General features: G+C 35.4%; 12 protein-coding genes. 3 read left to right on the top strand and 9 right to left on the bottom strand.

Annotated features, from left to right (window positions below; all coding sequences use genetic code 11):
- Positions 1-52 precede the first annotated feature (52 nt).
- The gene (locus RBQ61_RS14735) at positions 53-3,532 is read right to left on the bottom strand and encodes a DNA polymerase III subunit alpha (protein ID WP_308137977.1); all 3,480 of its coding nucleotides are present in this window, start codon (positions 3,530-3,532) and stop codon (positions 53-55) included.
- Positions 3,533-3,795: 263 nt separating this feature from the next.
- Here RBQ61_RS14735 and ymfI point away from each other — a divergent pair, with 263 nt between their 5' ends.
- A complete protein-coding gene (gene ymfI, locus RBQ61_RS14740; protein WP_308137978.1) occupies positions 3,796-4,536 on the top strand; it encodes an elongation factor P 5-aminopentanone reductase in 741 nt (246 codons plus the stop codon).
- An 86-nt stretch (positions 4,537-4,622) separates the two neighbouring features.
- Here ymfI and RBQ61_RS14745 read toward each other — a convergent pair whose 3' ends face one another.
- From RBQ61_RS14745 to RBQ61_RS14770, 6 genes are all read right to left on the bottom strand, one after another.
- Entirely contained in the window at positions 4,623-5,195 is a 573-nt protein-coding gene (locus RBQ61_RS14745) for a chromate transporter (RefSeq protein WP_308137979.1), read from the bottom strand.
- Positions 5,192-5,761: a chromate transporter gene (locus RBQ61_RS14750; protein ID WP_308137980.1), complete on the bottom strand. Its 570-nt coding sequence runs from the start codon at positions 5,759-5,761 to the stop codon at positions 5,192-5,194. Before RBQ61_RS14750 ends, RBQ61_RS14745 begins: the two co-directional genes overlap by 4 nt.
- Before the next feature lie 41 nt (positions 5,762-5,802).
- Complete coding sequence (cls, locus tag RBQ61_RS14755; RefSeq protein WP_308137981.1) at positions 5,803-7,335, bottom strand: cardiolipin synthase; 1,533 nt, start codon at positions 7,333-7,335, stop codon at positions 5,803-5,805.
- Positions 7,336-7,473: 138 nt separating this feature from the next.
- Positions 7,474-8,958, bottom strand: a complete 1,485-nt coding sequence (locus tag RBQ61_RS14760) for a carbon starvation protein A (RefSeq protein ID WP_308137982.1) — start codon at positions 8,956-8,958, stop codon at positions 7,474-7,476.
- A gap of 284 nt (positions 8,959-9,242) precedes the next feature.
- Complete coding sequence (locus RBQ61_RS14765) at positions 9,243-10,856, bottom strand: carbon starvation protein A (protein WP_308137983.1); 1,614 nt, start codon at positions 10,854-10,856, stop codon at positions 9,243-9,245.
- Between the two features lie 54 nt (positions 10,857-10,910).
- Positions 10,911-11,414 (bottom strand): hypothetical protein, encoded by a 504-nt coding sequence (locus RBQ61_RS14770; protein WP_308137984.1) that lies wholly within the window; start codon positions 11,412-11,414, stop codon positions 10,911-10,913.
- A 180-nt stretch (positions 11,415-11,594) separates the two neighbouring features.
- Here RBQ61_RS14770 and RBQ61_RS14775 point away from each other — a divergent pair, with 180 nt between their 5' ends.
- Positions 11,595-11,888 carry a hypothetical protein gene (locus tag RBQ61_RS14775; RefSeq protein ID WP_308137985.1) on the top strand — a complete coding sequence of 98 codons (294 nt, stop codon included), beginning with the start codon at positions 11,595-11,597 and terminating at the stop codon, positions 11,886-11,888.
- 8 nt (positions 11,889-11,896) lie between these two features.
- Positions 11,897-12,835: an ArsA family ATPase gene (locus RBQ61_RS14780; protein ID WP_308137986.1), complete on the top strand. Its 939-nt coding sequence runs from the start codon at positions 11,897-11,899 to the stop codon at positions 12,833-12,835.
- A 95-nt stretch (positions 12,836-12,930) separates the two neighbouring features.
- On the opposite strand, the gene RBQ61_RS14785 is transcribed toward RBQ61_RS14780, so the two are convergent.
- The gene (locus RBQ61_RS14785; RefSeq protein ID WP_308140154.1) at positions 12,931-13,197 is read right to left on the bottom strand and encodes an S-layer homology domain-containing protein; all 267 of its coding nucleotides are present in this window, start codon (positions 13,195-13,197) and stop codon (positions 12,931-12,933) included.
- 53 nt (positions 13,198-13,250) lie between these two features.
- Complete coding sequence (locus tag RBQ61_RS14790; protein WP_308137987.1) at positions 13,251-13,394, bottom strand: hypothetical protein; 144 nt, start codon at positions 13,392-13,394, stop codon at positions 13,251-13,253.
- Positions 13,395-13,410 lie beyond the last annotated feature (16 nt).

The raw sequence follows: 13,410 nt of genomic DNA on the forward strand, positions 1-13,410 counted from the left end.
ATAATGTCCGACTATAATATAATGAATTTTCTATTACTGAATATACCATTTCTTACTTTATTACAATATTGCCTTCACCAAACATTACCTTGAGAAAAGCAATTAGTTCTCTGTTGTTAGCATCCACCCAATTCTTTACAGGCATAACCATATTGGCTCTTTCCTGGTGATTATATATTATAACGCAGTCGCTTCCCGGATATTTGCATATACTGCTAAAAAGATCTTTTTTTATTTTCTTATAGTGCTCCTTGTTTTCAACCTTCAAATACAGCTTCTTTGATGAAGTTTTACCTGTATCAATTTTTCTGATTTCGTAGACCTTATTGCATATAAGCTTTGGAGCTTCTTCTTCCGATGCATCTATTGTTCCTTCTACCATTACAATATTGTCCTCGTATAAAATATCCTTGCAGCTTTCGTAAATCTTAGGAAAAATTATGCCCTCCACTGTTCCGTATAAATCCTCTAAAGTTATAAATGCCATCATGTTATTGTTTTTAGTTATTTTATTTTGTTTTTTTATAATTATTCCGCCTATTGAAATCCTACTTCCATCTGAGAGTCTGCTATTTTCACCGGATTCTCTTATTTCTGATATTTCATTGGTATTAGTTGTAGCTGATTTTTCAAGCTCCTTTTCATATTCCGACAGCGGGTTACCGCTTAAGTATATGCCAAGCATTTCCTTTTCCATGGCAAGAAGCACTTTTTCATTATATTCCTGCATATCAGGTATATCATCTCTGTCCATTTCCATACTTCCCGGCGAAATTTCATCAAACAATGAGAATTGGCCCTCTATATTTTTCTTCTTTTGGTTAACTACATCATCAATTATCCTTTCATAAACCGCCATAAGCTGGGCACGCTTAATTCCCAAAAAATCAAATGCGCCACATTTAATCAATGATTCAATCTGTCTTTTATTCAATACACTCTGATCAACCTTTTTGCAGAAATCAGTAAAACTCTTAAATTTCCCCTTTGACTCTCTTACTTTAATAACTTCGGCAATTACATTTGTTCCTACATTTTTGACAGCAGAAAGGCCAAAACGTATTTTTCCTCCTTCAACAGTAAATTTGTCCCTACTTTCATTTACATCAGGAGGCAAGATTTGTATTCCCAGTCTCTTACATTCTCTTATATACAACGATACTGTTCCCGAGCTGCCCATAATGCTTGAAATAAGTGCTGCCATAAATTCAACGGGATAATAATACTTCAAGTAAGCAGTTTCATATGCCAATGCTGCATACGCAACAGAATGTGCCTTTGGAAACGCATATTTTGCAAATTCAACCATCAAATCATAAATGTCATTGGCTGTTTTCTCGTCCACCCCGTTGTTAACAGCACCAAGAATCGCCGCCTCACCATTTTCAGCTTCTTTTCCATATATAAAGTTTTTTCTTTCTTCAAGCATAACACTCATTTTCTTTTTACCCATGGCACGTCTCAACAAGTCGGAACGTCCCATTGTAAAACCGCCTATGTCTCTCACTATCTGCATTACTTGTTCTTGATAAACCATGCAGCCGTATGTAACATTTAATATGGGTTCAAGTTTTGGATGAAGATAAGTTACATTTTCAGGATTAAGCTTGTTCTTTATGTATACGGGAATCTGCCCCATAGGCCCAGGCCGGTACAGAGCATTTGCTGCTGACAGGTTTTCAAATTCTGTTGGTTTCAACTCGCCTAAAAACGCCCTCATTCCTGAGCTTTCAAACTGAAATATTCCCAATGTTTCCGCATTAGCAAACATTTTGTAAACCTTGCTGTCATCATACTTGCAATTACTGAAATCCACCTTTACATGATGGTTACTTTCAATAAGCTCAATCGCATCACGTATTACAGTCAGAGTCCTCAAACCCAAAAAGTCCATCTTTAAAAGTCCAAGCTCCTCCAGTTCTATCATGTTAAATTGAGTTGTTATTACATCTTTGTTTCTTGAAAGAGGTACATATTCGGTAACATCCTCCTTAGATATCAAAACTCCTGCAGCATGGGTTGAAGCATGTCTGGGAAGTCCTTCTACCTTAAGAGCAAGGTCAATAAGTTTCTTAACCTTCGAATCTCCTTCATATAAGTCATTCAATTCCTTATTTACTTCAAGAGCTTTTGAAATAGTCATTCCAAGGCTCATTGGTATTTTCTTTGCGACAAAATCAACTTCACCATAAGACATATCCAGAGCCCTTCCAACATCTCTGATTGATCCTCTGGCTGCCATTGTTCCGAATGTTATAATTTGTGCTACCCTTTCCTCACCGTATTTATTTCTGACATACTCTATTACTTCTTCACGTCTTTCATAGCAAAAATCAACATCAATATCCGGCATGCTAACACGATCCGGGTTAAGAAACCTTTCGAAAATCAAATTATGTTTCATTGGATCAATATTTGTAATTTTCATTGAATATGCCACTAAACTTCCGGCAGCCGAACCTCTTCCAGGCCCCACCATTATTTTATTGTCCTTGGCATATTTTATGAAATCCCATACAATAAGGAAGTAATCAACATAACCCATTTGCTCAATTACGCTTATTTCGTAATCAAGCCTTTTTTGAAGTTCGCTATCAATTTTGTTATATCGGTCTATTAAACCATTTTGACATATTTCCCTGAAATATTCTGATTTTGTATGTCCTTCTGGAATCTCAAATTCCGGAAGATGTACAGTGTCAAAATCCAGTTCAACATTGCACCGCTCAGCTATATCCATCGTATTCTTAAGCGCATCCTCCGGAAACAACTCCAGCATTTCTTCATAAGATTTAAGATAAAATTCATCCGAAGGAAACTGCATTCTGTCATCATCCATAACTGTTTTTTGCATTTGTATGCACAAGAGTACATCATGGAAATATGCATCTTCCTTGTTTACATAATGAACATCATTTGTAGCCACAAGTTTGATACCAGTTTCACGACTGATCCTGACAAGCTCCTTGTTCACGGTTTGCTGCTCTTTCATTCCATGATCCTGCATTTCAAGAAAGAAGTTATCTTTTCCAAAAATGTCCTCGTACATCAGTGCTGTATTTAATGCCTCAGCATAATTGTTGTCAAGAATATGCGATTGCACCTCTCCAGCAAGGCATGCACTCAGTGCAATTACACCACTGCTATATTTTCTGATTGTATCATGATCAATTCTGGGTTTGTAGTAATAACCGTCTACAAATCCTATTGAACAAAGCTTTATAATATTTTTCCATCCTTCTTCATTCTCTGCAAGCAACACTAAATGGAACTGATTTTTATCCCTTTGAGGATCCTTGTCAGTAAGCCTTCTTGGTGAAACATATGCTTCAAATCCAAGTATAGGTTTAATTCCCGCTTTTTTTGCCTGCTTAAAAAACTCCACAACTCCGTACATGACTCCATGATCCGTAATTGCCAATGAAGACATGTTGAGCTCCTTCGCTTTATTTACTAGCTCTTTAATCCTGCACGCTCCGTCCAGCAGGCTGTATTCAGTATGTACATGTAAATGTGTAAAATTATTGTTCATATAATACTCCTTAGCGGTATTTTAACACTTTTCATATGCATATTCAATTTATTTAATAAATTTATAAATAACAAACAACACAGTACAATTCCAATATTCTCAAGCCATGGAAACTGCTTCTTTATCTTCACCTCATAAAATATTTTTATTATTTAAATAGCAATTCAATTAATTTAATAGTACAATAAGTTTGATTAAAATCATGCCTTCTGCATGTTGAATTCATAAAATATAAAAAGAACCTGAATAAAAAGGAGATTTCAATGTTAAGTTCTAAGACTGTTATTGTAACCGGAGCATCAAGAGGTATTGGTCATTCAATTGCAGAATTATTTGCCCATAAAGAATATAATGTTTTAATTAATTATAACCATTCCAAAGAAAGTGCCATGCATTTATATGATAAGCTTAAGAGTGAAGGATTATTTGTTAAAACTTACAAAGCGGATGTATCAAACAGATATGAAGTTGATTTAATGACAAAGTTTTGTATAGAAGAATTCGGCGGTCTTGATATTCTTATAAACAATGCGGGAATTTGTCAGGAAAAACTGTTTACTGATATTACAGATGAGGATCTGGATCACATGTTGAATACTAATTTTAAAAGTGCATTTTATTGCTCTCAGAGTGCATTAAAGCATATGCTTCCCAATAAACAGGGAAAAATTATTAATATTTCTTCTATATGGGGAATTGTAGGAGCATCATGTGAAGTGCACTATTCAGCAACAAAAGCAGCAATAATTGGATTTACTAAAGCGTTGGCAAAAGAGCTTGGGCCTTCAAATATTCAGGTGAATTGCATAGCTCCTGGAGTAATACAAACAGAAATGCTCTCTTCGTATAATGAAAATGAATTAGGTGAGCTAAAAGAGCATACTCCATTAATGAGGCTTGGAAATCCAAATGATATAGCCGGATGTGCACTTTATTTAGCATCTTTGTACTCTAATTTTGTGACAGGTCAGGTAATCAGCCCAAACGGCGGTTTCGTAATTTAATCATTTTATTAAAACCTGTGCAAAACATAAGCACAGGTTTGGAAATATCAGTTTAATAATTAAAAATCCAGCATATGTACATCAAACTATACTATCGAATATACTACCATTCCAATAACACCTGTTGCTATCATTACCTTTATTGGATCTGCACCGTACTTTCTTAAAACAAACAAACCTATTGCAACCAGCAGCAAGGAAATATAATTAATGTCACCTGCATTCATAGTCATCAAAGTAACACCTTCAGATTTAAAAGCTGCTAAAAGCAGGATAGATAATCCGGCTGACCCTATCAATGATACAACCGCAGGCCTTAGTCCTTTTAGTACACCTTGAATACCTGAAAGATTTTTATATTTAAAATAAAAATATGCCAAAGTCAGCACTATAATACAAGAAGGTGTTATACAACCTATAGTCGCAACTATTGCTCCTGGAATCCCTGCTGTTCTAATTCCAACAAATGTTGAAGCGTTCAACGCAATAGGCCCCGGTGTCATTTGAGAAATTGTAAGCAAATCCGCATACTCAGAAAGGGTAAGCCAGTTATGCACTTCAATCACTTGGTATTCTATAAGAGGAAGAGCGGCGTAACCACCGCCTATGGCAAAAAGGCCAATTTGAAAGAAGCTCCAAAATATTTCAATCAAAATCATTTGTTAATACCTTCCTTCTTAAAGAGATTATAATAAAAACCCCCAAATACACCACTGAATATAATTATCAATGCAGCATTAATATTAAAAACTACCGCTGCTAAAAAGGTTACTGCCATAATCATTATTGACACTATATTTTTAGTTTTAAAAATATCCATAGCCATTCTAATAATTACATCCAAAATAACTGCTGCAACTCCGGCTCTCATTCCAAGAAGCATATAATTAACAATTCTATTTTCCTTAATAAATGAATAAAAATGAGCAATCACAGTAATTATAATCAGAGGAGGAAGTATTGTCCCTAGTATGGTTACAAATGCTCCAACGATCCCTGCAATTCTGTATCCTACCATTATTGAAGTATTGACTGCAATCGGTCCGGGAGCTGATTGAGAAATAGCCACAAGATTTAGCATTTCTTCTTCATCTATCCATTCAAGTTCCTCAACAAACTTTTTTCTCATAAGAGGAACTATTACATATCCTCCTCCTACAGTAAAAGCGCTCAATGAGAATGTTGACCAGAAAAGCTTCAAGTAAAATTTATAATTTCTTTCCATTTCTCTTCCTTTTTTTGATTTACTTTCAATATGATAAATATTTACATCAAAGGTGCAAATATTTTTAGAATGGTTCTTATAACTTTCTTTACTCTTGATATTTTCTTAACCTCATACAGAGTTATTTTTCTGCTCTTCTCAAGAGCATCCAATGTACTTTCTTTAACCTGCTTTATACTATCTGTATCAAACATCCATACTCCACATTCAAAATGCAGATACAAACTTCTGTAATCGAGATTTATTGTTCCTACAACAGCATATCTGTCATCAATAACGAAAGTCTTTCCATGATTGAATCCCGGTGTATACCGGTAAATGGACACTCCTGAATCTAAAAGCTCTTCATAGCTTGATTGGGTAACGGCAAATGCATACCTTTTATCAGGGATACCTGGAGTAAGAATTTTTACATCCACACCTCTTTTTGCTGCAAGACTTAATGCAATCATCATTTTATTGTCTGCAATAAGATAAGGAGTCTCGATATAAATATATTTTTCCGCCTGATTAATTAAATTCAAATATACCGCTTCACTTACGTGCTCATCATCCAGCGGACTGTCGTCAAACGGCTGAACATAACCACAGCACCCAAGGTTTTCGTCCAACGAGTCCGGCATAAACTTTTTATAATCTTCTTCCGTATCCTTGAGAAAAGTCCATATAGATAAAAACATCACTGTAAGGCTCCAGACTGCATCTCCCTTTATTTTTATGGCACAGTCTCTCCAATGTCCGAATTTTTCCACTGCATTGATATATTCATCAGCAATGTTAACTCCTCCCGTAAAAGCTGTCTTTCCATCAATAACAGCAATCTTTCTATGATCCCTGTTATTTAGCCTTAGGGACAAAACAGGAATAAATGGATTGAAAACACAGCATTTAATTCCATATTCCTCCAATCGCCTGTTATATCTGAAAGGAAGTTTGAACATGCATCCCACATCATCATAAATGACACGAACGTCAACACCATTTTTAGCTTTATCCTTCAATATGTCAAGAATAGTGTTCCACATCTCGCCCTCGTCAATAATAAAAAATTCAAGAAAGATAAATCTTTTCGCATTTTTTAATTCATCTATCAAATGTTCAAAAAATTCCTCTCCTGACGGTAGAAATTTTGTATATGAATTATTGTAGACTGGACACATAGTATATTTTTCAATATACTTAGCCTGATTAAATGCAACATTGCTATCTTGCTTCAAAAGTTTCAGAGTTTCCTGATTCTGATTCATGCACTCTTTCATTTTATCAGAAATACGTGACATCTTTCTTTTCATTCTTCCAGATAATCCTGTTCCACCCAGCGTCAAATAAAAAAGCCCCCCGAATATGGGAAACAGCATAATTGGAATAATCCATGCAACTTTATAAGCCGGATCACTCCTACTGTTCAGTATATGTAATACGGCCAGAATACTTATAATAGTAAATATTACATCAAATACAACAAAATAATCGCTGAATTTTCTGATCATTATAACAAATGTCAAAAGCTGCAGCAAAATCGATAAAGCAACAAGCACAACTCTGCTAAACAACATATTTCTAATTCTCTGCATACTCTCACCAACCAAATGCTTATTATCATTTCAAATACTGTATCTGCTTGATTGTACCAAATTTTTATTTGTTTGTAAAGTTTGTCTTAATTCTAAAATTGAGATTAAAAAAGGCTGCCTACGCAGCCCTTCAATGTCTTATGACACGACATTCTTTAAAATTTGCTCTTTATTTGTTTCCGCACGTCTTTTAATAAACCATGCATATCCTATGCACATAACCGCAGCAAGTATAAATGAAGCAGTGTAGCTTGAAGGATCAAGTCCTACCAGCTCATCCAGCCTTAATCCTATAGGAGCGTGGAATATAAAGCTTAATGTTATAAAAAAGTAAAACATGCCTGGCAATAATGCGACAAAATAGTTCTTTCCTGTAATATAAAGGTACACTGCAATTGTTCCTAATGCAAATGTAGCAACAAATTGGTTTGTGAACGCAAAGTATCTCCACAAAATATTAAATCCCTGAGGGCTTAATTTTGAAATATATAACACCACTGCAGCAGGTACGAACAATGCAGCAGATGTTAAAATTCTGTTTTTGGGACTCTGCTGATTAATGTTAAACTGTTCAGAAACCATAAGTCTCAGTGATCTGAATGCTGTATCTCCGGATGTAATAGGCAGTACTATAACTCCTACAATTGCTATCATACCTCCGATTGAACCCAAGAATTCTTTTGACACCATACCAACTATAAGTGTAGACGCTGTACCAACGTCTGTTCCTCTTCCAAACAATACCATTGTTCCTGCTGCCCAACACATAGCTATAAAGCCTTCTACCAGCATCATATTGAAGAATGTCATTCTTCCTTCTTTTTCGGATTTAACTGTTCTGGAAATTAATGTAGCCTGGGTAGCATGAAATCCTGACATTATTCCGCAGGCAACCGTTATAAAGAACACCGGTATAAACGGAAGACCTTGTGGATGCTGACTGAACATTCCTGCAAGTGAAAGGTTTGTTAGGTTTGCACCTCCGTCAAGCAAGATTCCTATAAAAATACCTATTGCTGAAACTATAAGGAATCCTCCGAATATAGGATATACCCTTCCGATAATTGCATCAATTGGGAACAGTGTAGCAATCAGGTAATAAGCAAATATAGCTCCGTAAACTATCCACACTGTAGGATTGCTTACTGCTGCTTCCTGACTGAAAACCTGAGTTACAATTAAGTCTCCCGGTGTGTATACAAAAACAACACCAACAAGGAACATCAAAATCCACAAGAAGAAATTGTAAAATTTTATAACGTTGTTTCCCAAATATTTTTTGATTAACTTAGGCATTTGTGCTCCGCCGTTTCTCATGGAAATCATGCCTGAAAAATAGTCATGCATAGAACCGGCAATAACACAACCGATAGGTATTGTAATAAATGCCACAGGTCCGAACAGAATACCCTGAATAGGTCCGAATATAGGGCCTGTTCCAGCAATATTCAATAATTCGATTAATGAGTTCTTCCATTTTTTCATTACAACGAAGTCCACTCCGTCAGCTTTAGTAATTGCTGGTGTTTCTCTATCATCAGGTCCAAATACTTTTTCACAGTATGAACCGTAAAAATAACCACCAACAACAAGAATAATAATTCCGATTAAAAATGTTGTCATACTTCCTCCTAAATATGTGTATTACATTTCAACCTTTAGTATAATGAAGAAAATTTCAAAAAAATGAAAAGGCTGATTTGTATCTAATACTAACACACATGACAAATTTCGTCAATAATTTAAATTGCTATTTATTCAAAATTATGTAAAACATTTTCCTGCGCTAAATACTGCCTAAGCAGTGTAATTTAAAGCACTATAATAGGGTGCTGCAGCTATGATCTCTGCAACACCCTATGCATAATAATATTATCTATTAGAATTATTAAAGATAGTTCCTATTTTTATTCAGATGTATTTTTTAACTCATCTTTTTTAAATACAATTGAGTATCCCTCTTTAGCAAGAACAACCGCAAGTACAAACAGCAGAACAGGGAATATTACCAATATATAATTTCCCGCAGCCAAATTTGACTTAATCAACAGAATTAGTGCAGTAAGTGTAACGAACAGCATAAATATCATAGGAATAGTCAGCATATGATAATTCTTGCCTGTTTTTTTGAGCCAAACTGCTATAGCAAGCAATGACAAAGCTGCTAAAAGCTGGTTAGCTGATCCGAATATAGGCCAAATCTTAGAATATCCGCCAGCAGCAAGGTATCCGCCTATCAAGACAGTTATAGCTGTTGAAACATACATATTTGACAAGACTGATTGTTTTTCGCTTTCAGGGTTATCGAAGAACTCTTGGAATATAAATCTCGCCAATCTCGTAGCAGTGTCAAGACTTGTTAATGCAAATGCAGATACCGCCAATGCAACGAATGATTTTCCTACTTCAAAAGGAATGCCAAACTTAGACATAAATGTTCCTACACCACTTGAAAATACATTTACAGGCCCGCCCTTCAGCAGTTCGGTTAATTCTCCACTGGAAATATATGCAGCTGTAATGAGGGCTATTATAGCTAAAAGGCCTTCTATCAGCATCGAACCATATCCAATGAGCTTGGTGTCATTTTCATTATTTACCTGCTTGGACGTAGTACCAGAACCAACAAGTGAGTGGAATCCGGAAATAGCACCGCAGGCAACTATTACGAACAACATAGGGAACATATACTGGTTGCCTACGTAAAATCCGGTAACTGCCGGCAGTTGAATACCAGGTCTGTATACAATAAGCCCTACTACAGCACCGGCTATCATAGCATATAACAGGAATGAATTAAGATAATCTCTCGGTTGCAGTAGAATCCATACAGGTGCCACTGAAGCAGCAAAAATATAAACCATTAAAATTAATATCCAAGTATTAACACTTAACTGCAAAGGGAACAATTGACCTAAATATACACATGTGAAAAGTAGAATAACTCCAACAACAGTACCAATTTTCAATGAAAGTCCCTTTCGGTATACAGCATAACCAAATACTAATGCTAAAATTATAAACATTAAGGAAGAAGAAGCTGCAGCAGGAACAGAAGAAAATGTTGCCGCAACTATATTAGTGAAAGCCGCAACCACCAATATCAATGTAAGCCAGGCAAATATAGAAAATAATTGCATTCCTCTTTTTCCCATATTTGTGTGTATTACTTCACCTATAGATTTTCCTTTGTGACGAACAGAAGCATACAGTGAGCCAAAATCATGAACTCCTCCTACAAATATGCTTCCAATAACTATCCAAAGAAGTACAGGTACCCATCCAAATATAGCTGCCTGAATAGGACCATTTATAGGCCCAGCGCCTGCTATTGAAGCAAAATGATGTCCTAACAATACAGCCGGTTTTGCCGGAACGTAATCTACCCCGTCATTTATTTCGTGTGCCGGTGTTTTTCTTGTTGGATCAACCCCCCATTGTTTAGCCAGCCAGGCTCCATAAGTCACATAAGCTATTACAAAAACAATAATACCAAGTAAAACTAAAAGCAATGCGTTCATATAATAACCTCCTTTTAATTAAATAAAACGATTGCAGATTGTTTGCATATGGAATTAGAAGCTATAAACCTCCATAACCTCCTTTCCTTTTTTATTTGTTATTATTAAACCTTCATTAAGAGAGACCAATATTAATCTTATATCAGCCCAACCCTTAAATCCAAATGCGAAACCTTTATTATATTTGAATTGCTCAATTTTTTTTCTTATGTGCTCTAAATTTTCTTCATGAATTTTTTCCGTTACCATAACTCCAGTTATGGCACTTGACATGTGCTCATTAGATGGGTTTACTATTGATTCGATTGAATCTTTCAAAGAATTTACGAATGTATTGCAGATATCTGAATTTAATTCCTTATAACATTTAATTAAACAGTACTCATTGTTTTCAAAGGCGTACACTATCGCTTTCTTTACAGCTATATACCTTTCACTTCTCAAATGGTATTCTGCAAATAAATCATATTTTAAGTCATTTATTTTATAATTTCTACAAATGTCAAAACTGTTTTGCAACTTTGTCTCGATAGCATCTAAATATTGAAAAGTCTCCATTTGTGCCTCTTTTTCAAGTGATTTAGCGTTGCATTAATTGCCTTACACCTGTATTTTATCACTGTTAGCAACTTTAGTCAACGCCATTTTTTCTATTATTGACATTTATTGTAAACTAAAATATAATTTAGTAAATAGTATATTACAATTTGTAAAAAACACGTATAAGGGGGCGTAAAATTGAAAAATAATAACCTTAAAGAATTATTTAACAATATTAAGCTTTTCCTCCATGCCGCCACAGACGTCAGCAGTAAATCCAAAGCACTTTTAATAAAGGAATCTCATAATGAAATGGACGATTTCATTCTTCTTTGCTTTGGAGACTTGTTGGGAATACCTATTCCCACAACTTATTATTCTCTGGAACTCCTGCCCTTAATTTCAGAAGATTTAGATGGTTGGCAAAACCGAATGATCAGCAGACTATACGTTTGGCAGGAAAAATGGTCTGATTATGGCTTTGATGCTTAGGAGGAGTTATGAATAAAATTATTTTTTTCGGCGGAAAGGGAGGAGTAGGAAAAACTACTTGCAGTGCTTCATATGCAGTACACGAAGCAGGCAGCGGATTGAAAACACTGATTGTTTCAACAGATCCTGCTCACTCAACTTCAGATATTTTTGAAAAGAAGATAAATGATGAAATAACCAACATTATGCCAAATTTAGATGCACTGGAGATAAGCGGAGAAAAAGAAAGCAAGGCTTACATGGACAGTGTAAGACTTAACCTTAAGCGAGTTGTCAGCCCTGTTATTGTTAAGGAAATAAACAAGCAAATAGACGCTGCTTCCATATCTCCTGGAACCGAAGAAGCTGCTTTGTTCGATAAGATGATTGAAATTATTACCGAAAAGTCTGAAGAATACGACAGAATTATATTTGATACGGCTCCAACCGGCCATACATTAAGACTCTTGTCTCTTCCAGAACTTTTAGGCTCTTGGATTGACAGCTTGATTGCTAAAAGAAGCAAATCAGTAAACCTTATGTCAATGGCATTAAAAGGCAAGAAAGCTTCCAAAAATGACTTGGAAAATGACGAGGTTATTAAAGTTCTGAAAAAGAGATATGACAAAGTAGCAAAAGCAAAAAAAATAATGGTAGATAACAAAATGCTGACATTTATATTTGTAATAAATGCAGAAAAACTTCCTATTGATGAGACTGAAAAAGCTGTGAAAATTTTGGAAAAATATAATATACCCGTGGGAGGCATCATAGTTAATAAAATACTTCCTGAAGACATGGCAGACGAGTTCTGGAAAAACAAAAAAGAACAGGAAAAAAAATATTTACATGTTATTGAAGAAACTTTTAAAGACAAGGCCATACTAAAGCTTCCTCTTCAGCAGGAGGATATAAAATCAGATAACATAAAAATTATTGCAGATAGATTTGACAAATGTGACTTTTAAAAAAATGCCGCAGGTACTTTCTTTCTCGTGATAAAATTTGTGTAATATATTGAGTAATCAACGGGGTGAGCTTTCTGATTTTGAGTACATGGAAATTATGAAAATGTTTTAAAGAAAACGGCAGTGTCGGCAACTTGTACAAACCTCTTTAATACTGCGGAAACTTCTGCACGTGTTGCTTTCCCTTGTGGGTCAAACTTATTATTATTTTTACCACTGATGACACCAGCCATTTGCATTTGCTTCACAGCGTTCTTTGCCCATGTGTTGATATTTGCACCATCTGCAAAGGTATTTTCAGCGTGTACCTTTGGCAACTTAAAGCCAATTACTTTTGCATAGTTTGCCATAATCAACGCCATCTGCTCACGGGTAATAGCACTGTCTGGTGCAAAGCTGATGGTAGAAGTTCCGTTTACAATGCGATTTTTACTTGCCCATTCCACATAGGCATATAATAGACATCAGATTTTACATCGGTGAAACTACTTTTTGTATACTTGCTTACATCTGCTTCGGCAAGTCTGCCAAGAGCCGTTACAAACATTCCTCTTGTCATTGAGGTATTCGGTGAG

Source organism: Sedimentibacter sp. MB35-C1 (assembly GCF_030913635.1).
Taxonomy (GTDB): Bacteria; Bacillota; Clostridia; order Tissierellales; family Sedimentibacteraceae; genus Sedimentibacter.

Bases quoted from the DNA above. Each gene is read 5' to 3' on its own strand.
- cls (WP_308137981.1), bottom strand. From the start codon at position 7,335: ATGCAGAGAATTAGAAATATGTTGTTTAGCAGAGTTGTGCTTGTTGCT.
- RBQ61_RS14735 (WP_308137977.1), bottom strand. From the start codon at position 3,532: ATGAACAATAATTTTACACATTTACATGTACATACTGAATACAGCCTG.
- RBQ61_RS14785 (WP_308140154.1), bottom strand. From the start codon at position 13,197: ATGGCGTTGATTATGGCAAACTATGCAAAAGTAATTGGCTTTAAGTTG.
- RBQ61_RS14790 (WP_308137987.1), bottom strand. From the start codon at position 13,394: ATGACAAGAGGAATGTTTGTAACGGCTCTTGGCAGACTTGCCGAAGCA.
- RBQ61_RS14765 (WP_308137983.1), bottom strand. From the start codon at position 10,856: ATGAACGCATTGCTTTTAGTTTTACTTGGTATTATTGTTTTTGTAATA.
- ymfI (WP_308137978.1), top strand. From the start codon at position 3,796: ATGTTAAGTTCTAAGACTGTTATTGTAACCGGAGCATCAAGAGGTATT.
- RBQ61_RS14780 (WP_308137986.1), top strand. From the start codon at position 11,897: ATGAATAAAATTATTTTTTTCGGCGGAAAGGGAGGAGTAGGAAAAACT.
- RBQ61_RS14770 (WP_308137984.1), bottom strand. From the start codon at position 11,414: ATGGAGACTTTTCAATATTTAGATGCTATCGAGACAAAGTTGCAAAAC.
- RBQ61_RS14745 (WP_308137979.1), bottom strand. From the start codon at position 5,195: ATGATTTTGATTGAAATATTTTGGAGCTTCTTTCAAATTGGCCTTTTT.
- RBQ61_RS14750 (WP_308137980.1), bottom strand. From the start codon at position 5,761: ATGGAAAGAAATTATAAATTTTACTTGAAGCTTTTCTGGTCAACATTC.
- RBQ61_RS14760 (WP_308137982.1), bottom strand. From the start codon at position 8,958: ATGACAACATTTTTAATCGGAATTATTATTCTTGTTGTTGGTGGTTAT.